This is a genomic window from Hyalangium sp. (genome assembly GCF_045802625.1).
Classification (GTDB): Bacteria; Myxococcota; Myxococcia; order Myxococcales; family Myxococcaceae; genus Hyalangium.
Genome location: NZ_JBJMQP010000009.1, coordinates 48,989 through 66,712, shown reverse-complemented (window position 1 = coordinate 66,712; position 17,724 = coordinate 48,989). Strand labels below are relative to the sequence as shown.

At 67.5% G+C, this 17,724-nt stretch carries 21 protein-coding genes; 5 read left to right on the top strand and 16 right to left on the bottom strand.

The annotated features are described in order from the left end of the window. Positions 1 to 80: 80 nt before the first annotated feature. Both ACJ8AT_RS01995 and ACJ8AT_RS01990 read left to right on the top strand, forming a co-directional pair. Entirely contained in the window at positions 81 to 254 is a 174-nt protein-coding gene (locus ACJ8AT_RS01995; protein WP_407735810.1) for a hypothetical protein, read from the top strand. Positions 255 to 263: 9 nt separating this feature from the next. Further along, positions 264 to 545 carry a hypothetical protein gene (locus ACJ8AT_RS01990; protein WP_407735809.1) on the top strand — a complete coding sequence of 94 codons (282 nt, stop codon included), beginning with the start codon at positions 264 to 266 and terminating at the stop codon, positions 543 to 545. A 34-nt stretch (positions 546 to 579) separates the two neighbouring features. Here the strand turns inward: ACJ8AT_RS01990 and trpS are convergent, their stop codons facing one another. Continuing rightward, the gene (gene trpS, locus ACJ8AT_RS01985) at positions 580 to 1,671 is read right to left on the bottom strand and encodes a tryptophan--tRNA ligase (RefSeq protein ID WP_407735808.1); all 1,092 of its coding nucleotides are present in this window, start codon (positions 1,669 to 1,671) and stop codon (positions 580 to 582) included. Between the two features lie 356 nt (positions 1,672 to 2,027). Between trpS and ACJ8AT_RS01980 the strand changes: the two genes are divergently transcribed. Next, positions 2,028 to 2,639 carry an HNH endonuclease gene (locus ACJ8AT_RS01980; protein WP_407735823.1) on the top strand — a complete coding sequence of 204 codons (612 nt, stop codon included), beginning with the start codon at positions 2,028 to 2,030 and terminating at the stop codon, positions 2,637 to 2,639. 6 nt (positions 2,640 to 2,645) lie between these two features. Here the strand turns inward: ACJ8AT_RS01980 and ACJ8AT_RS01975 are convergent, their stop codons facing one another. Together ACJ8AT_RS01975 and ACJ8AT_RS01970 are read right to left on the bottom strand one after the other, a co-directional pair. Then, entirely contained in the window at positions 2,646 to 3,125 is a 480-nt protein-coding gene (locus ACJ8AT_RS01975) for a nuclease-related domain-containing protein (protein ID WP_407735807.1), read from the bottom strand. A 303-nt stretch (positions 3,126 to 3,428) separates the two neighbouring features. Beyond that, a complete protein-coding gene (locus tag ACJ8AT_RS01970) occupies positions 3,429 to 3,809 on the bottom strand; it encodes a hypothetical protein (protein ID WP_407735806.1) in 381 nt (126 codons plus the stop codon). 220 nt (positions 3,810 to 4,029) lie between these two features. Between ACJ8AT_RS01970 and ACJ8AT_RS01965 the strand changes: the two genes are divergently transcribed. Continuing rightward, the gene (locus tag ACJ8AT_RS01965) at positions 4,030 to 4,509 is read left to right on the top strand and encodes a hypothetical protein (protein ID WP_407735805.1); all 480 of its coding nucleotides are present in this window, start codon (positions 4,030 to 4,032) and stop codon (positions 4,507 to 4,509) included. A 5-nt stretch (positions 4,510 to 4,514) separates the two neighbouring features. Here ACJ8AT_RS01965 and ACJ8AT_RS01960 read toward each other — a convergent pair whose 3' ends face one another. From ACJ8AT_RS01960 to ACJ8AT_RS01900, 13 genes are all read right to left on the bottom strand, one after another. Then, positions 4,515 to 5,408 (bottom strand): ribonuclease H-like domain-containing protein, encoded by an 894-nt coding sequence (locus ACJ8AT_RS01960; protein ID WP_407735804.1) that lies wholly within the window; start codon positions 5,406 to 5,408, stop codon positions 4,515 to 4,517. Further along, entirely contained in the window at positions 5,408 to 5,836 is a 429-nt protein-coding gene (locus ACJ8AT_RS01955) for a (deoxy)nucleoside triphosphate pyrophosphohydrolase (RefSeq protein ID WP_407735803.1), read from the bottom strand. The genes ACJ8AT_RS01960 and ACJ8AT_RS01955 overlap by 1 nt, the downstream gene beginning before the upstream one ends. Further along, complete coding sequence (locus ACJ8AT_RS01950) at positions 5,833 to 6,987, bottom strand: PQQ-binding-like beta-propeller repeat protein (RefSeq protein WP_407735802.1); 1,155 nt, start codon at positions 6,985 to 6,987, stop codon at positions 5,833 to 5,835. Before ACJ8AT_RS01950 ends, ACJ8AT_RS01955 begins: the two co-directional genes overlap by 4 nt. Beyond that, positions 6,984 to 7,793 (bottom strand): tetratricopeptide repeat protein, encoded by an 810-nt coding sequence (locus tag ACJ8AT_RS01945; protein WP_407735801.1) that lies wholly within the window; start codon positions 7,791 to 7,793, stop codon positions 6,984 to 6,986. Before ACJ8AT_RS01945 ends, ACJ8AT_RS01950 begins: the two co-directional genes overlap by 4 nt. A gap of 67 nt (positions 7,794 to 7,860) precedes the next feature. Then, positions 7,861 to 9,258, bottom strand: coding sequence for a ribosome biogenesis GTPase Der (gene der, locus ACJ8AT_RS01940; protein ID WP_407735800.1), 1,398 nt, complete (start codon positions 9,256 to 9,258; stop codon positions 7,861 to 7,863). Continuing rightward, entirely contained in the window at positions 9,258 to 10,205 is a 948-nt protein-coding gene (gene era / locus ACJ8AT_RS01935; RefSeq protein ID WP_407735799.1) for a GTPase Era, read from the bottom strand. The genes der and era overlap by 1 nt, the downstream gene beginning before the upstream one ends. A 98-nt stretch (positions 10,206 to 10,303) precedes the next feature. After that, entirely contained in the window at positions 10,304 to 10,858 is a 555-nt protein-coding gene (locus ACJ8AT_RS01930; protein ID WP_407735798.1) for a peptidylprolyl isomerase, read from the bottom strand. 63 nt (positions 10,859 to 10,921) lie between these two features. After that, complete coding sequence (locus ACJ8AT_RS01925; protein WP_407735822.1) at positions 10,922 to 11,587, bottom strand: peptidylprolyl isomerase; 666 nt, start codon at positions 11,585 to 11,587, stop codon at positions 10,922 to 10,924. A 52-nt stretch (positions 11,588 to 11,639) separates the two neighbouring features. Further along, positions 11,640 to 12,362 (bottom strand): ribonuclease III, encoded by a 723-nt coding sequence (rnc, locus tag ACJ8AT_RS01920; protein ID WP_407735797.1) that lies wholly within the window; start codon positions 12,360 to 12,362, stop codon positions 11,640 to 11,642. 4 nt (positions 12,363 to 12,366) lie between these two features. Beyond that, complete coding sequence (meaB, locus tag ACJ8AT_RS01915) at positions 12,367 to 13,407, bottom strand: methylmalonyl Co-A mutase-associated GTPase MeaB (protein WP_407735796.1); 1,041 nt, start codon at positions 13,405 to 13,407, stop codon at positions 12,367 to 12,369. A 3-nt stretch (positions 13,408 to 13,410) separates the two neighbouring features. Continuing rightward, entirely contained in the window at positions 13,411 to 14,280 is an 870-nt protein-coding gene (locus tag ACJ8AT_RS01910; RefSeq protein ID WP_407735795.1) for a hypothetical protein, read from the bottom strand. A 3-nt stretch (positions 14,281 to 14,283) separates the two neighbouring features. Further along, positions 14,284 to 15,426 (bottom strand): acyl-CoA dehydrogenase family protein, encoded by a 1,143-nt coding sequence (locus tag ACJ8AT_RS01905; RefSeq protein ID WP_407735794.1) that lies wholly within the window; start codon positions 15,424 to 15,426, stop codon positions 14,284 to 14,286. A 138-nt stretch (positions 15,427 to 15,564) separates the two neighbouring features. Continuing rightward, the gene (locus tag ACJ8AT_RS01900) at positions 15,565 to 17,094 is read right to left on the bottom strand and encodes an acyl-CoA carboxylase subunit beta (protein WP_407735793.1); all 1,530 of its coding nucleotides are present in this window, start codon (positions 17,092 to 17,094) and stop codon (positions 15,565 to 15,567) included. 226 nt (positions 17,095 to 17,320) lie between these two features. Between ACJ8AT_RS01900 and ACJ8AT_RS01895 the strand changes: the two genes are divergently transcribed. Next, a complete protein-coding gene (locus ACJ8AT_RS01895) occupies positions 17,321 to 17,665 on the top strand; it encodes a YtxH domain-containing protein (protein ID WP_407735792.1) in 345 nt (114 codons plus the stop codon). Positions 17,666 to 17,724: the final 59 nt, after the last annotated feature.

Below are 17,724 nucleotides of genomic sequence, written 5' to 3'. Positions count from 1 at the left end.
TACAACTTCTCCAGAACCGCGGATCCAACCCATGGAATCCGGAGCGGGGACATGACGCGCTGTGGCGTGGACTGGGATCGGTGCTGGGCTCGCTCTTCACGGGGGGCGTCGAACAGCCGAGCCCGGAGCTCCAGGCCTGCCACTCCCAACAGGCGGCGCTGCTGCTGCGCTGCCTGCATGAGCTCCCCGAGAAGTTCCGGCTGGTGGTGCTCCTCGAACAGCCACACCCCGTACGTGCAGGAGGACGCCCGTGAGCTCGCGTGATGATGGCCACCTTCCACTGCTCCCGGACAAGGCCCGCGCCGCCCTCGCTGCGTTCCGGGCCGAGCGTCCTTCGCCTCAAGGCGCACCTGCCGTCCCTGCAGCTCGTGAGCTGTGAGGGGGATCGGTGCCTGCACAGGTTCACGGCCAACGCGGGAGGCGCCGCCGAGCCGCTGCGTGTTCACATCCACCGGCCAGGGCGCTACGTGTTCAACATCTCGCACGCGACGGAGGCCCGCCGCATCGACGAGAGCTTCGTGGTGCAGGCGGAGCCGTTCCCGTGAGCGGCTCCGCGAGCCCCTGGCTTGGGCCAGCCGGTCACGGCCAGTAGTCCAGGTGCATGGCCTTGCGGACGGCCGAGAGGGTGCTCGCCGTCACCTGGCGGGCCCGATCGGTGCCGTCCTTGAGCAGCCGCATGACCTCGGCGGGATCGCGGGCGTACTCCTCGCGGCGCTTGCGGATGGGGCCGAGGAACGCCTCGAGCACCTCCGCGAGCCGGCGCTTGACGACGGTGTCGCCCAGGCCGCCGCGCTGGTAGTGCTCCTTGAGGGCTTGGACCTGGGCGGTGTCCGGATCAAACGCATCCAGGTAGGTGAAGACGGGGTTGCCCTCGACGCGGCCGGGATCCTCCACGCGCAGGTGCTTGGGATCGGTGAACATGCCGCGGACCTTCTTGGCGACGACGTCCGCCGGGTCCGAGAGGTAGATGGCGTTGCCCAGGGACTTGCCCATCTTGCTCTGGCCGTCGGTGCCGGGCAGGCGGGCGATCTGAGGAATGAGAGCCTCGGGCTCCACGAGGACCTCGCCGTAGATGCGGTTGAAGCTGCGGACGAGCTCGACGGTCTGCTCGATCATCGGCTTTTGATCCTCGCCGACCGGGACGAGGTGGGCCTTGAAGGCGGTGATGTCGGCGGCCTGGCTCACCGGGTAGCAGAGGAACCCGGCGGGCACCTGGGCCTCGAGCTCGCGGAGCTGCGCCTCGTCGGCGTCCGCGGGGGCGCGCTGCAGCCGGCGGAACTCTTCCTTGACCGTGGGGTTGCGCTGCAGCCGGGCCACGGTGACCAGGTTCAGGTAGTACATGGTGAGCTCGGCGAGCTCGGGCAGCATGGACTGCACACAGAAGGTAGAGACCTTCGGATCGAGCCCGACGGCCAGGTAGTCGAGGGCGACCTCGGAGACGTTCTGGCGCACCTTGGCCGGGTTATCGGCGTTGTCGGTCAGCGCCTGCATATCCGCCACGAGGACGAACGTGCGGTACTGGTGCTGGAGCTGCACGCGGTTCTTGAGCGAGCCGACGTAGTGCCCGAGATGGAGCGGACCGGTAGGCCGGTCACCAGTGAGAATCGTCTTGATGGGCGCCTCCAGGCTGAAGGGACCTGAGCGTTTAGCGGCCTCGTCCCGGCCCGTCAATGAACGCCGCAGGGGCGCATGCCAGAACCGTAGGGGAAGGGACTGGGAAGGCGGCCCGCGAATGGACTGGTGGACAGCCCGGGGAAGAAGCCGCGCCGGGGGCCTGATGCCGTGCGAGAGGGCTCGAAGAACGGCGCCCGCTTAGTTTACATAACGCTTCTTATCAGACCCCACGACACAGGGGCTTGGGATACGGTATCCCTTCGGTTGGCCGCTTGGAGGCTCGGCGGACTTCGACTTCTTACCCAGGATGCTTTGTGCGCACGGACACAGGAACTGCTTGGACCGACGCCGAAAACGCCGCAGTGGTTCGTGAGTACTTCCGACTCTTGGATGCGGAGCTTGTCGGCCAGCCGATGGTCAAGGCCCATGTCATCCGTGCCCTCATAGGGACCGGTCCCTTGCGAGGCCGCTCTCGCTCCTCCGTCGAGAAGAAGTTCCAGAACATCAGTGCCGTCATGAAGAGGCACGGGATACGTTGGGTTACAGGCTATGCCCCGCTTCCGAACGTCCTGAAGTCATTGGAGCGGCATGTGGAGAGGCGGCTCGGGCAAACGCTCAAGGCCGACATGGCGCCAACGGCGGATCGCGAGGAACTCGAACGAAGAACCTCGCGGCTGCGCGCCAGAGGTCCCGTGTCGAGACCCCTCGGAACGGTGGATCCTCTGCGCGTAGCCGTCGCTCGCCAGCTAACTTTCATTCGGGATCCGCTCGTTCATGCCTACGTCTTGCAGGCGGCCCGGGGGCGTTGCGAACTCTGCGAGCGGCGAGCACCCTTCAAGAAAGCCGACGGGCAGCCGTACCTTGAAGTGCATCATGTCCGCACCCTGGTGCTCGGCGGTAGTGATCGGCCAGAGAACACCGTGGCACTGTGCCCTACGTGCCATCGGCGGTTGCATCATGGAGCGGATGCAACCGCTCTCCGGGCTCAGCTTTATCTCCAGGTTGGACGCTTAATCGAGGAATGAATGATCTTACGTCCAGGTACGAGAAGCCTTCGCGGCTTGCACCAGCTCTGAGAGCACGTTCCTACCGAGGGTGCGTTCCGGCGGCGCATCCTGCAACACGGAGACGAGGTTCTCCGCGCGCACCACCAGTACATCCTGGGGGAACCCTGTGACGTCCATATTCGCATCGACGAAGGCTAGGACTCCTTGCACCCACAGAGATCGGCGTCCCGTCGCTTGTAGGAGCCTTTCACGAACCTCTTGCGCCTGGGCGATTACCTGGGAGACGTAGTCCTTGGCCCTGCCGTCTACCGCGATTCCGTAGCCCCCTACGGAGACAAGCCCACTCACGTTCTTGGTGTCGATGACGAAGACGCCTTGGGGACCTATCGCCAGATGGTCAACATTTCCAATGTCGGAGTCAGAGTCGAACTCCAGGTCATGGAGAATCGTCCATCCCAAGGGCTTGAGCGAAGCCAGGATGCGGCCAACAAACTCCTCTCCCACGGCGCCCTGATTCCAAGCATCAGCGCCTACTGGGCCCATGCCGCGCGCCATGTTGCGGGCGCCCTGCCCAGCCTTGCGCTTGGTGATGTTCCGGTGACTCCGGTTTCCATGATTCGTGCTCAATGAGTTCCCCTCCCAGTACCTGCTTATCAGGCACAGCCGCGAATTAGAGCATCTGGGTCTGACATTCGGAGGTTGCTCGCCCATGCGCCCAGCGGCGCCGGGGAGCGCTGGCGCCTTGCGACGGCACGGAGAGCGGGCCTCCCTGAAACCGGGCTGCCCGCGCACGCCGTCCGCCCGCAACTACGGCGAGCAGACGATGTTGCCGGACTGCACCGTGCAGGCCTTGCACGTCTGCGCCTGCCACGTGCCGCTGACGCACTTCAGATCCTGATCGGCGTTGTTGACGTCACACTGAGCCGAGCCCTCCACGGACTTCGGACAGGCCTCGCCCGGCTTCGCCCGGCTGAAGTCGCAGACGAACTGCTTGTCCCCCTGGGTACACCCCGAGGGTCCCGAACACGGCACCGCTCGGAACTTCCCGTCGTTGCAGAAAAGCGCCTCGGTGCTGCTGGTGCAGCTGCCGGAATTCTCCGTGCTGCAGCTGTCGCCAGCCTGGTCGGTGGACCCACAGCCAGCAAGGACGAAAAACGCAGTGACGGCCATGAACAGGACGCGGTTCATCGAAGCTCTCAGTGGAAAGTGCCGCGGGAGTACGGCTCGCGGAACCTATCCGGGTTTGCCTTCCAACGTCCGGCTTCTCGGGCCCGTCTTCAGGCTTCTCGGTTCCGGCCGTGGGACGTACCGTGTCCGGCCTATGCATCTTCTCCGCCGTGGCCTTATCGCAATCTGCGCGTCGACCCTCCTGGCCGGCTGTCCCAGCAAACAGCCCCCCTCAGCTCCCGTGGATGCTGGCGCGGCCGAGGCTCCCCATGAGGATGCGGGCCCTCCCGCGTCGCCTCCCGCGTCCTTCACGCTCCGCTACCAGCTCAAGGACGGCGGTATGGAGCCCATCGCCCTGACCGTCGACGAACAGCCCACCATTGAGTCCACATCCGTGCTCGAGCTGCGCAGTTCCATCGGCCTGCGCAACTACCGGATCCGGGTCTTCGACGAGGCTGACCGCGCCATGGTCTCCGATGACTCCGCCGAAGAGACTCCGAATGGCGTCGTCTACCGGGTCTCCCTGCCAACCCCGCTCAAGTCCGGCCACAAGTACACCCTGGTGCTCGACGCGCAGACCGGCTCCACCTTCACCGATACCCAAGGCCGCGAGCTTCAGGACCTCCGGATGGAGTTCCAGATCGCCGGCGAGAAGGAAAAGGAAGCCCCGGCACCACCTCCCAAGAACAAGAAGCCCGAGAAGAAGAAAAAGCACCGGTAACCGGCTCAGAGCTCGCGCAGATCCCGATCCTGGCTCCGCACTCGCGCGAGCGTCTCCATGTCCCGCTCCGTGGGCCCCAGATCCAGGATGATCTTGCTCACGTCGTACAGGACTTCCCCCCGGTCGAACACCGGCAGCCGGGGCACATCCTGGTTCAGCTCGTCCGCGCCGCGGTTGTACGCCACGTCCATCAGCGTCCGGAGCTGGAACGAATCATAGAGGTTGTACTCCACCAGGAACCGCAGGGCCTCCACGTCCGCCCGAGCCTTGTACGCCCGCCACAGCAGCACCGCGTCCCAGCCGTTCACGCCCTTCAGGTGCGGCGGCCGCCCCACGCCCAGGTTGTCCTCGATCTCCTTCAGCCCACCGCTCATCCGCAGCCGCTTCGTCACGAAGCGGAGATCAATGTGCGCGTCCGGCTTTGGAAACCGGTTCGCGCCGAAGTAATCCCGCAGCACCGGCGCGTCGAAGCACGTGCCGTTGAAGGACACCCACAGCCGGCGCGCCGCCATCGCCTCGGGCAGCTCGTCCATGTTCCGGCCCTGCAGGAACACGTGCAGGCCCGCGCTGTCGTACAGGCTCACCACGGTGGGAACCTGGTTCTCGTTGCCGTCCGTTTCGATATCGAAGAACAGCGCGTCCTGGGCGAACTCCGGGTACATCCGCCAGTGCTCCCGCGACGGCACCAGCTGCGCCAGCGCTCGGAGATCCCTCCGCGCCAGCGCCTCCCGGGCCTTCGCGATGTACTCGCGGGCCACGTCATCCGCCTTCCGGCTGATGGCCGGTGCGCCGGTGCCGGCCGCCGGGAAGTCATCCCAGGTCTTGATGCCCTGCGCCCACAGATCCTTCTCCCGGAACGGCCCCACGCCCGGGATGTGCTGGAACGTCCGCTGCAACATCACCGCGGCAGCTCCATCCTTCCCGCCACCAGCTCGTCCAGCAGCGGGACATCCGCCTCGCAGAATGGCAGCGCCGTCATCTCCGGCGGCGTGAGGAACCGCAGCGCATGCGCCCCGAGCGGCTTGGGCTCACCCGACACCAGCCGGGCCCAGTACAGCACCAGCTCCACCGTCAGATCCGGGTACGTGTGCCGGCCCTCCCAGAGCCGCCGGCCCACCTCGAGCTCCACATCTAGTTCCTCGCGGCACTCGCGGGCCAGGGCGGACTCGTCCGTCTCCCCCGCCTCCACCTTGCCGCCGGGGAACTCCCAGAGCAGCGCCCGGCTGCCACCCGGGAGCCGCTGCTGCACCAGGAACCGCGAGCCCTCGCCGGGCTGCGGAATCAACGCCGCTACCACCCGGACCGTTCTCGGGGCCCTACCCGTCAACCCCCGCCCCCTTCCAGGTGCAGGGAGTACAGGTAGCCGTTGTTCGACAGGACATACGCGGTGGAGCCCCGCACCTGCGGCGGAGCGCTGATCCCCTCGCCCGGGTTCCACGCCAGCCGGGACTGCCCCGTCTTCGGATCCATGAAGAGCAGCGCGCGCTGGCTGGGAATCAGCAGCATGCCCAGGGCGAACACCGGCATCTGCGCGGACCGCTCGCCCAGGCTGTGCGACCAGAGGAGCTTGCCCGTCTCGCCCAGATAGGCGTCGACCCGGCCATCACCCGTGGCGAAGAGGATCTGCCCACGCATCAGCAGCGAGGTGATGCCCTTCACCGAGGAGTTCCACTCCACCTCCCCGGTGTCGGCGCTCAGGGCATACAGCCCGCCCTGGTACGAGGCCACGTAGAGCCGGCCCGCCTCATCCAGCACGGGGGGCGTGTCCACGTCCAGGTACTCGGTGGCGCCGCCCGCCAGGGACTTCTCCCACTTCGAGGTGCCGCTCTGGGCGTCAATCGCCACCAGGTACCCGTCCGAGAAGCCCAGGTACACCGTGTCGCCCTTCACCAGCGGAGACGAGGTGCCGTGGATGGTGAAGCCGCTGGGCTGATCGCGCCGGTACTGCCAGGCCCACTTGCCCGTCTCGGTGTCCACCGCGTAGAGCGTGTCGCTCTGGGAGGCCACCAGCACCAGCTTGCCCGCCAGCACCGGCGTCGTCGCGAGCCCCTCACCGGCCTCGTACTTCCACTTCAGCGTCCCCTTGCGAGGATCCAGCGCGTACAGCACGCCGTCTCCGCCCGGCACGTAGGCGATGCCGTCGTGCACCAGGGCGCCCGCGTTGAAGCGGTTGGCCGTCTTGAGGACCCACTCCACCTTACCGCCGGGCGCCACGCCGCGGATGAAGCCATCCCGCGTGAGGACGACGATGCGCCCGGAGTCAGGATCCACCGCCGGAGAGGCGAACTCGCGCGGGGCGTACTCCCACTGCGTCGGCGCGACCAGCGGCGTCCACCAGTTCACCTCGAAGTACTGGCCTGGAGGCTGCTGGGCATCGGAGCTGACGGGGTTGCCGTAGACGGGCACGGAGCTGCACGCGCCCAGCAGGCCCGCGGCTCCTGCCACCCCTACCCACCGCTTCCACGCGAACCGCTTCATGCCCCTCCGTCCTTGGGCCCCGCGCTCGGCTTCGGGGCCTCGGGGATCTTCACTCCCTCGGCCGCCAGCAGCGCGGTCCGCTCGGTCGCCAGCCGCGCCGCGGCGGTGCCCGCATGCTCGGCCGGGATCTTCACCAGGATGGCGGCCGCGTCATCCTTCTTCCCCTGGACGATGAGGATGCGAGCGTGGTGGTACTGGCCCATGCCCTCCAGGTAACCGCCGGAGTCCACCTTGGACATCTCGTCGAAGGAGGCGATCGCCTGGTCGTACTTCTGCTGGGCCTCGTAGGCGTAGCCCTGGCCCTCGAGCGCGGCGGCGCGCATGGGATCGTTCTGCGCCGAGTCCTTGAGGTATTCGGAGTAGGCGGCCACCGCGGCGTCCTGGTCGCCCAGCCGGTACTCGGCCTTGCCCAGCGGGAGCGCCGCCGTGGTGGCGGACTTGGTGCCCTTGCGAGCGGTGCGGAAGTCCGTGAGGGCCTTCACCAGCGCCTGGTCCTGCTCCTGGGTGGACTTGAAGGGGGGCTCCTCGCCTTCCTCCGGCGTGAGCTGCGCGGCGTCCGGGGTGGTGACCACCGGCCGCTCGAGGATCTCCAGGGCCTTGCCCAGCTCCTTGGCGGCGGCGGTCTCGTTGCGGCCGGAGAAGTAGCTGATGAGCGCCGCGGCCAGGCCGCCCACCAGGACCACCCCCACGGCGATGACGACGAGCGTCTGGCGCGCAATCAACCAGTCCCGAGCCTCGGCGCCTACGCGCTGGAAGGCGTCAGGCTGCTTGAGCTCCCGCTGAATCATCTTCTCGGACTTGGCCACGTCGCTAAACCTCTTCTTCTCGGGGGTGCGAAAGGCGGCGCAATCTACGGAGCGCCTGCCGGGGGTGTCAACGCGAAGACGACCCGCGCTTGCCCTGTTTCAGGTGGGGACGCTTGCGCGCCTCCCGTTTGGCCTGGCCGGGGCGCTCCTTGAAGAGCAGCCGGAGGGGCACTCGCAGATCGAACGTCTTGCGCAGCTGGTTGGTGATGTAGCGCTTGTACATCTCCGGGATGCGCTCCGGGTAATTGCACGTGAGGGCGAAGGTGGGGGGCGCCACGCCCACCTGGGCGATGTAGTACAGGCGCAGGGCCTTGCCGCTGACGATGGGGGCCGGGTGCTCGCTCACCGTGTGCTCCAGCAGACGGTTGAGCTGGGGGGTGGGCGCCCGGTAACGGAACTGCTCGGCCAGCTCGATGGCGATCTCCACCACCTTCTCCACCTTGGAGCCCTTGAGGGCGGAGGTGAAGATGATGGGGGCATAGCCCACGAACTTCAGGGAGTGCTTGAGCGCCTCGCGGTAGGATTCCTGCCGGCGCTGGTCCGCGCCGATCAGATCCCACTTGTTCACGACGATCACCAGGGCGCGGCCCTTGTCCTCGGCGAGCGCGGCCAGCTTGGCATCCTGGTCCACCGCCGGCTCGGTGGCGTCCATGAGGAGCACGGCCACGTCGCTGCGCTCCATCACCTTGAGGGCGGCCAGCACGGAGTACTTCTCCACGCGCTGGGCGATGGAGCGCTTGCGCCGGATGCCGGCGGTGTCCGTGAGGATGAGCTTCTTGTCCTTGTAGGTGAGTGACGAGTCGATGGGATCTCTCGTGGTGCCCGGCACCTCGCTGGCCACCACCCGCTTCTCCTTGAGGAGCGCGTTGAGCAGGGTGCTCTTGCCCACGTTGGGCCGGCCGATGATGGCGATGCGGATGGTGCCGTCATCCGGCAGCGCCTCGGCCGTCTCGCCCTCCTGCTTCGCGGGGAGCTTGTCCAGCACCGCCTCCACGAGCTGGGGCACGCCCAGCGCATGCTCGGCGGACAGGGGCAGCACGTCTCCCAGCCCCAGCCGGAAGAAGTCCGCCGAGAGCGCCTGGACGGAGCCGGACGGGCTGTCCAGCTTGTTGGCGGCCACCACCACGGGCTTGCCGCTCTTGCGCAGCAGCCGGGCCACGGCCTCGTCCGTGGAGGTGAGCCCGGCGCGCCCGTCCGTGACGAAGAGGATGACGTCACACTCCTCCACGGCGAGCTGGGCCTGCTCGCGCACCTCCTGGAGCAGCAGATCCTTGTCTCCGGGGACGAAGCCGCCCGTGTCGATCACGGTGAAGGCCCGGTCTCCCCACTCGGCGTCCGCGTAGTGACGGTCCCGGGTGACGCCGGGCACATCCTCCACGAGCGCGGCGCGGCGTTTGATCAGGCGGTTGAAGAGCGTGGACTTGCCCACGTTGGGGCGTCCGACGATGGCGACCAGCGGTTTCATTACTCGTACCCCAGCTTCTTGAGGCCCTCGGGGCGCTCGCTCCAGCGAGGCTCCACGCGGACCCGGAGCGAGAGGTACACGTGCGCCCCCAGCAACCGCTGGATGGCCTTGCGCGCGTCCGTCCCGATGGTCTTCAACATCTGTCCCTGCTTGCCAATGATGATGGCCTTCTGGCTGTCGCGCTCCACGTAGATGGAGGCGGCGATCCGGATGAGGCCCGCGAGCTGTCCCTCCGGGGTGCCCGGCTTGGGCTCGCGCTCGGACTCGTCGAATACATCCACCAGCACCGCGGTGGAATAGGGAATCTCCTGCCGGCAGTGGCGCAGCACCTGCTCGCGGATGTACTCGGAGACCAGCGTGCGCTCCTGCTGATCGGTGAGCATGTCCTCGTCGAAGAGGGGCTCGCCTTCGGGCAGGTGCTGGAGCACCACGCGGAAGAGCTTCTCCACCCCGTCCGCCTCGCGTGCGGAGATGGGCACCACCTCGGCGAAGGGGAACTCGTTGCGGAACAGATCGATCAGCGGCAGCAGCTTCGGCTTGGGGAGGGTGTCGACCTTGTTGATGACCAGGAACGTCGGCTTGCCGATCTTCTGCAGCCGCTCGAGGATCATCCGGTTGCCGGGGCCGACCCAGGACTCGGGCTTCTCCCCGCCGGGCGGCTCGATGAGGAAGAGGACCAGGTCCACCTCCTCGGCGGCCTGGAGGGCGGTCTCGACCATGTAGCGGTTGAGCTCTCCCTTGGCCTGGTGGATGCCGGGCGTGTCGATGAAGGCCACCTGCCCCTCCGGCCGAGTCACCACCCCGAGGATGCGGTTACGGGTGGTCTGCGGCTTGGGCGAGACGATGGCGATCTTCTCGCCCGTGAGCTGGTTGAGCAGGGTGCTCTTGCCCACGTTGGGCCGGCCGATGAGCGCGGCGAAGCCGCTGCGATAGTTCTTCGAGGCCATCTTGGAGAAGGTGATCTGGCACCCTCCTCACGAGGAGGAGGGGCCCGTGGGACTGCACGACCTGCCTGGGACTTCCCTGCCTGCTGGGCAGGCGAGGGCTACGGCGCGGTCGTCGAGACGGACAGCTTGTTGATGCGCACTTCCTGGGTGGGCCGGTCACCCGGGCCCTTGGGGATCTGGTTGGCGATGCGGTCTACCACTTCATAGCCCTGTACCACCTCGCCGAAGATGGTGTGGCGGTTGTTGAGGTGGGGGGTGGGCACCACGGTGATGAAGAACTGGCTGCCGTTGGTGTTGGGCCCCGCGTTGGCCATGGCCAGCAGGCCCGGCTTGTCAAAACGCTTGCCGCTCTGGAACTCATCCGCGAAGCGGTATCCCGGACCGCCCGTCCCCCTGCCGAGCGGATCGCCGCCCTGGACCATGAACTCGCCGATGCAGCGGTGGAAGATCGTCCCGTCGTAGAGGGGCTCGCCGACCTTGCGGTCGCCGGTGGCCGGGTGGGTCCACTCCTTCTCACCGGTGGCCAGGCCCACGAAGTTCTCCACCGTCTTCGGGGCGTCCTTGGAGAACAGCTTCACGACGATCTTGCCTTCGGTGGTGTCGAAGGTGGCGTAAAGGTCCTTCCCAGAGCGCGCCTCGTCCATCATGCCCATGTGCATCTCCCGCTACGGTTGGGGCCCTTGGGTTGGGTTGGGCCCGCGTGAGTGGTTGCGTGACTACTTCTTCTCGGCGGCCTTCTTCGCGCCGCCCTTGGCCGGCGCCGGAGCGGCAACTCCCTTGGGAGGTTTGTCGCTCAGCTCGATCTTGGTGATGGCCACCGGGGTGTTCGGCTTGTCCGCCGCGTCCCGGGGAACCTTGGAGATCTTCACCGCCACGTCATAGCCCTTCACCACCTCGCCGAAGATGGTGTGGTGGTTGTTCAGGTGGGCCGGCGTGGAGGTGGTGATGAAGAACTGGCTGCCGTTGGTGTTGGGGCCCGCGTTGGCCATGGCCAGAATGCCCGGCTTGTTGAAGGTGCGGCCGCTCTGGAACTCGTCGGCGAAGCTGTAGCCCGGATCGCCCGAGCCCGTGCCGGTGGGATCGCCCCCCTGGATCATGAAGTTGGGGATGACGCGGTGGAAGATCGTCCCCTCATAGAGGGGCTTCGTCGACTTCTGCCCCGTGGACGGGTGGCGCCACTCCTTCTCGCCGGCGGCCAGCCCCACGAAGTTCTCCACCGTCTTCGGGGCGTCCTTGGAGAACAGCCGGACGACGATGTCGCCCTGGCTGGTCTTGATGGTGGCGTAGAGATCTTTGCCCTCCTCGGCCTTCTTCATCCACGGGCCTGGAGAGGACTGGGCGCTGGCCACGGTGGCAGCCAGGACAAGGGCGGTCGCGATCATCCGGAACATGGCGGGCGACCTTATTCGCCACCCTCCCCTCGTCAAAGGGGTTTCACTTCGGGGTGTCGTCCTTCCGAAGCATGTCCAACGTAGCGCGGGCGGCGGCCTGCTCCGCCTCCTTCTTGTTCCGGCCGGTGGCGCGGGCGTACAGCTCCGAGCCGATGGAGACCTCCACCTCGAATGTCTTCTCGTGGTCAGGTCCCGCCTCGGCCACCACGCGGTAGCGCGGCGACAGCTTGAGCCGGTTCTGCACGTCCTCCTGGAGCTTGGTCTTGTAGTCCAGGCCGCTGCGGCCCTCGGCCACTCCCTCCAGGGCGTCGGCGAAGTGCTTGTCCACCAGCGCCATCACCGACTCCATGCCCGCGCCCAGGAACACCGCGCCGATCACGGCCTCCATGGCATCGGCGAGCACGGAGCTCTTGTCCCGCCCGCCCGTCATCTCCTCGCCGCGGCCCAGCAGCAGCAGCTCGCCGAGGGCCAGGGCGCGGGCGATGCGGGCCAGCCCCTCCTCGTTGACGATGAGGGCGCGCAGCTTGGACAGCTCGCCCTCGGAGGCGTGGGGAAAGCGCTCCATGAGCCGGTGGCTGATGGCCAGATCCACCACCGCATCCCCGAGGAACTCCAGCCGCTCGTTGTCCTGGAGTCCAGCCTCGCGGTGCTCGTTGAAGTAGCTCTTGTGCGTGAGCGCCGCCAGCCCCAGATCCTTGCGGAGCATGGGGACTCCCAGGCGGGTCTCCAGCGTCTGGACGCGCTCTTGAAGGCTCAGCTTCTCCACGCTTTCACTCCGCCAGCTGGCTCGCCAGCTCCTCGGCGAGCGCGTACGGATCGGCCTTCCGCTCGGCGATGCGGCCCGCCACCTCGTCCAACCGGCCCCGCTCCCGCTCCAGCTTCGACAGCGCGCCGCGCAGCAGCCGCTCGCGCAGCAGGGCCACGAACTGCATCGCGGCGCGGGCCCGCTCCTTGCTCTGGCGCAGCCCCGTCTCGTCCAGGAAGGCGCGGTGCTGCTCCACCGCCTCCACCAGCTCGTCCACGCCCTGATCCTTGGCGGCCACCACCTTGATGATGGGAGGCTCCCACTCGCGCGGGCCCGGGGCCTCCTCCACGTGGCGGCCCTCCGCCTTGGCGCGGACCATGCGGTGGTGCGCGTCATGATCCATGGGGGGCGCCTTCACCGCGTGGCGCAGCTCCAGCATCATCCGCAGCTCGCGCACCATGCGGTCGGCGCCGTCCAGATCGGACTTGTTCACCGCGAAGATGTCCGCCACCTCGAGGATACCGGCCTTGATGGCCTGCACGTCGTCGCCCATGCCCGGCACCGTCACCACCAGGGTGGTGTGCGCCATCTGGGCGATGTCGATCTCGTCCTGCCCCACGCCCACCGTCTCCACCAGGACAATGTCCTGGCCCATGGCGTCCATCACCCGGATGCAGTCGCCGGTGGCGCGAGACAACCCGCCCAGGTTGCCGCGGGTGGCCAGCGAGCGGATGAACACTCCCGGGTCCGTGGCGTGCTCCTGCATGCGGATGCGATCGCCGAGGATGGCACCGCCGGTGAACGGGCTGGTGGGGTCCACCGCGAGCACGCCCACCCTCTTGCCCTGCTTGCGGAACCGGGCGATGAGCCGGTCGGTCAGCGTGGACTTGCCCGCGCCGGGCGAGCCGGTGATGCCGATGATGTAGGCCCGGCCCGTCTTGGGGAACAGGGCGCGCAGGTCCGCGGTGGCGCTCTCCACGCCATCATCGATGTTGCGCATCAAGCGCGAGGCCGCCCGAACGTCGCCGTCGAGCACCCGCTGAGAGAGTTGAGTCGCCGTTGCCAATGCTCACTCCTGTGGCGAGTCCGGGCCGAGCAGCTGCACGGACTCGGAGGGAACCTGGAAGAGGTCCGCCGCCAGCTGAATGATTCCGGGGAAGCTGTCGAGCTCGAAGCGCTCCGCCCACACCTTGCCCTTCGCGCCGGCCAGCAGGCCACGGAAGGTGCGGCCCTGCACCCGGGCGGCGGCGAAGCGGTAGAGCTCGCCCTTCACGCGGAGCTGCACGAGCAGCTCCACGGGACTGCGCGGGGGGACCATCGCCTGCGAACCAAAGGCCTGGGCGAGCTCCTCGTAGCGCACCATCCCGGCCGCACCGGTGACGGGAGCCTGAGGCTGAGCAAGCCGCTCGTCCACGAGGGCGCTCAGGTAGCTGGCGAGCGAGGCCCGATCCCGGAAGTCGAACAGCTCGAAGCGGTAGGTGGGCAGGCCGCCAATCTCGCGCCCTTCCCGCCTCACGCGGCTGACGCGGAACTGGCCCTGCCGATCCGAGGACAGCGACAGCGAGAGCGGCCCGGCCTCCAGCTCCGTGGACAGCTCGAGCGTCTCCGGATGCAGGCTCGGCTGGAGCCCCATGGCCTGGAGCTGCGTGGAGCGGCGATCGATGTGGAACAGGTACTCGTCGAAGGTATTGCCGAAGAGGACGGAGAGGTCCGCGCGAGTCCCCAGCGAGCTGAGCAAGATGGGCGGCAGCCCCACCACGGCCGGCGGCGCGGCGGGCACCAGCCGCTCCTCGGAGATCTGAAAGGCGACCTGGGTGATGGGCTGCCGGGTGACGGGGTTCTCCAACCGGGCGCCATCGCCCAGCTCCAGCGTCGCCAGCGTGCCGGAGGGACCTTGCTCAACGCGCAGGCCGAGCTGCTCGAGCCGGGAGGTGTCCATGCATCAGCCCTTGAAAATCTCTCGGGCGATGATGGTGCGCTGGACCTCGCTGGTGCCCTCGCCGATCTCGCAGAGCTTGGCGTCGCGCAGGTAGCGCTCGACGGGGAACTCGCGGGTGTAGCCGTAGCCGCCGTGGATCTGCACGGCCTTGTTGCAGGCGCGCATGGCGGCCTCGGAGGCGAACAGCTTGGCCTGCGAGGCGGCCTGCGTGTACGGCTGGCCGGCATCCGCCATCCACGCCGCGCGGTGGACGAGCAGGCGCGCCGCGTCGATCTCGGTGCGCATGTCCGCGAACATCCAGCGCAGGCCCTGGAACTCGGCGATGGGCTGGCCGAAGGCGGTGCGCTCGCGGGCGTAGCGCACGGACTCCTCGATCGCGCCGCGGCCGAGCCCCACCGCCAGCGCGCCGATGGTGATGCGGCCCTTGTCGAGGATCTTCAGCGTGTCGATGAAGCCGTGGTCCACCTCGCCCAGCCGCTGCGAGTCCGGCACCTCCACGCCCTCCATGATGAGCTCGGCGGTGTCCGAGGAGCGCATGCCCAGCTTGCCGTGGATGGAGCGCTGGCTGAAGCCAGGCATCCCCTTCTCGAGGATGAAGGCGGTGATGCCCTTCTGCTTCTTCTCCGGCGAGGTGATCGCCAGCACCACGAAGGCATTGCCCACGGTGCCCTGGGTGATGAACATCTTCGCGCCGTTGAGGATCCACTTGTCGCCCTTGCGGACGGCGGTGGTCTTCATGCCGGCGGCATCCGAGCCGGAGCCGGGCTCGGTGAGGCCCCATGCGCCCAGCCACTCGCCGGTGGCGAGCTTGGGCAGGTACTTCTTCTTCTGGGCCTCGTTGCCGAACACACGGATGTGGCTGGTGCCCAGGCCGTTGTGCGAGGCCACGGTGAGCGCCAGCGAGCCGTCGTAGCGAGCGATCTCCTCCACGGCCACGGCGACGGCCAGGCTGTCCATGGCGGCGCCGCCGTACTCCTCGGAGACCAGCATGCCCAGCACGCCGAGCTGGCCCAGCTCGCGCACCACCTCCATGGGGAACTTCTCGTCCTTGTCCCACTCGCGGGCGTAGGGCTTCACCTTGCGCTCGCAGAAGTCCTTGAGGGAGGCCTTGAGGGCTCGGTGGCTTTCCGGAAGTTCGAAGTCCATGGTGACCGAAATATCTAATCGCAGTGGGTGGTCCCGGCGGTAGCCCGGCGGGCATGAATCCAACTTACTCTTCTGGCAACGTCCGGCCGCGCTCATGGAGGCCCGGAGAAGCGTCCAGGCGTGGACGCTCGGCGGGCTTCAGACCGGGAGCACGCCGTGCTTCTTCTCGGGCCGGGGCTGGTGGCGGCGCGAGTAGGCCTCGAAGCGCTGGGCCAGCTCCTGACGCAGCCGGTCACCGGGGACGATCTCGTCCACCACCAGCTCGCTGGCCAGCTTGTAGATGTCCACGTCCGCCCGGTACTCGTCGCGCAGCTGCTGCACGTAGGCGGCGCGCTCGGCCTCGGGCTTCTCCTGGATCTTGTTGAAGTACACGGCGTTGACGGCGGCCTCGGGGCCCATGACGGCGATCATCGCCTGGGGCAGCGCCAGGGTGGCATCCGGCGCGAAGCCCGGGCCGGACATGGCGTACAGGCCCGCGCCGTAGGCCTTGCGCACCACCACGCAGATGCGCGGCACGCTGGCCTCGGAGACGGCGGAGATCATCTTCGCGCCCGCGCGGATGATGCCGGCGCGCTCCACCTTGGTGCCGATCATGAAGCCCGGCACGTCCGCCAGGTAGAGCAGCGGGATGTTGAAGGCATCACACAGCCAGATGAAGCGAGCGGCCTTGTCCGCCGAGTCCACGAACAGCACGCCGCCCTTGTACTTGGGCTGGTTGGCGACGATGCCCACCGCCCGCCCGTTGATGCGCGCAAGGCCGGTGATCAGCTCCTGGGCGAACAGCTTCTTCACGTCGAAGAAGCTGCCCTCGTCCACCAGCTCGTGAATGAGGGCGTACATGTCGAACGGCTTGTTCTGGTCCGCGGGGATGATCTCATCCACGCGCTTGCCGCTGGCCTTGGGCGCCTTGGCCTCCACGGCGGGAGGCAGCTGGCTGAAGTTCTCCGGGAAGAAGCTGATGTACCGCTTCGCCGTCTCGATGGCCTCCTGCTCCGTCTTCACCAGCACATCGCCGCAGCCGGACACCGAGCAGTGCATCTTCGCGCCGCCCATCTCCTCGAGCGTCACCTTCTCGCCAATCACCATCTCCGCCATGCGCGGGCTGCCCAGGTACATGGAGGCGTTGCCGTCCACCATGATGACCAGATCACAGAACGCGGGGATGTACGCGCCGCCCGCCGCCGACGGCCCGAAGAGCAGGCAGATCTGCGGCACGAAGCCGGACAGATGGACCTCGTTGTAGAAGATACGGCCCGCGCCGCGTCGGCCGGGGAACATCTCCACCTGGTCGGTGATGCGCGCGCCAGCAGAGTCCACCAGATAGAACAGCGGGCAGCGCAGCGTGCGGGCCGTCTCCTGGATGCGGAGGATCTTCTCCACCGTCCGAGCGCCCCAGCTCCCCGCCTTCACGGTGGAGTCATTGGCCATGATGGCGACCGTGCGGCCGGCGACTTTCCCCAGGCCGATGATCACGCCGTCCGAGGGCAGCTCGGCATCGGCGTTGTTGGCCAGCTTGGCGTCCTCGATGAAGGAGTCCGCATCCACGAGCAGGCGGATGCGCTCGCGAGCGAAGAGCTTGCCCGCCTCCTTGTTCTTGGCGTGGTACTTCTCGGCGCCACCCTTCTCTACCTCGGCGATCTTCTGGAGCAGCTTCTGGTCGTAGGACATGGCCGGGGCCACATACCAGAAAGGGGCTCGGCTGGCTGCTCTCCGCAGCCTCGGCGGAAGCTCGAGTCGTCGCCTGCGCGACCGACCGACCGACCGGTGGGTGAATAGGGAAAGAGTTTTCCCAGGGATGACGCGGTGAGCCCCCCTGCCTACCTTGATTCCACAACGGGGAGCAAAACCGTTGGGGCGCGGGGCTCCTCGTACGATCGGCCCAGGAGGGAAATCCATGTTCGCGAAGAAGGCAACGTGGGCTGCCAAGAGCAGCCTGTACCGGAAGTGGCTGGCTCGGAAGATCATGAGCGACATTCCCAAGTTCGCCAAGAACAGGTGGGAGGACTTCGACCCAGATGACGTGCTGCACTACGTGGGGCTCACCACCCACAAGCCGGTGAAGGCGGGGTTCGGCAGCCTCGGCGTGTTCATCATCGGCGCGGCGGTGGGCAGCGTGGTGGCGCTGATGCTGGCGCCGACGCCGGGCGCGGATCTGCGCACCCAGGTCAAGGACAAGGCCATGGGCTACCTGAAGCAGCAGAACATCGGCATCGGGCAGGAGAAGACCGCGCACGCCTAGCGTGACGGTTTGGCTGGGGCGGACGGAGCCGTCGGGGGATGACCTCGGCGGCTCTGGAC

Excerpts from the sequence above, each read along its gene's own strand:
- ACJ8AT_RS01925 (WP_407735822.1), bottom strand. The coding sequence starts at position 11,587 with ATGATCGCGACCGCCCTTGTCCTGGCTGCCACCGTGGCCAGCGCCCAG.
- ACJ8AT_RS01895 (WP_407735792.1), top strand. The coding sequence starts at position 17,321 with ATGTTCGCGAAGAAGGCAACGTGGGCTGCCAAGAGCAGCCTGTACCGG.
- ACJ8AT_RS01970 (WP_407735806.1), bottom strand. The coding sequence starts at position 3,809 with ATGAACCGCGTCCTGTTCATGGCCGTCACTGCGTTTTTCGTCCTTGCT.
- ACJ8AT_RS01910 (WP_407735795.1), bottom strand. The coding sequence starts at position 14,280 with ATGGACACCTCCCGGCTCGAGCAGCTCGGCCTGCGCGTTGAGCAAGGT.
- ACJ8AT_RS01950 (WP_407735802.1), bottom strand. The coding sequence starts at position 6,987 with ATGAAGCGGTTCGCGTGGAAGCGGTGGGTAGGGGTGGCAGGAGCCGCG.
- ACJ8AT_RS01960 (WP_407735804.1), bottom strand. The coding sequence starts at position 5,408 with ATGTTGCAGCGGACGTTCCAGCACATCCCGGGCGTGGGGCCGTTCCGG.
- ACJ8AT_RS01990 (WP_407735809.1), top strand. The coding sequence starts at position 264 with ATGATGGCCACCTTCCACTGCTCCCGGACAAGGCCCGCGCCGCCCTCG.
- ACJ8AT_RS01905 (WP_407735794.1), bottom strand. The coding sequence starts at position 15,426 with ATGGACTTCGAACTTCCGGAAAGCCACCGAGCCCTCAAGGCCTCCCTC.
- era (WP_407735799.1), bottom strand. The coding sequence starts at position 10,205 with ATGGCCTCGAAGAACTATCGCAGCGGCTTCGCCGCGCTCATCGGCCGG.
- ACJ8AT_RS01900 (WP_407735793.1), bottom strand. The coding sequence starts at position 17,094 with ATGTCCTACGACCAGAAGCTGCTCCAGAAGATCGCCGAGGTAGAGAAG.
- der (WP_407735800.1), bottom strand. The coding sequence starts at position 9,258 with ATGAAACCGCTGGTCGCCATCGTCGGACGCCCCAACGTGGGCAAGTCC.
- ACJ8AT_RS01980 (WP_407735823.1), top strand. The coding sequence starts at position 2,028 with ATGGTCAAGGCCCATGTCATCCGTGCCCTCATAGGGACCGGTCCCTTG.
- ACJ8AT_RS01930 (WP_407735798.1), bottom strand. The coding sequence starts at position 10,858 with ATGGGCATGATGGACGAGGCGCGCTCTGGGAAGGACCTTTACGCCACC.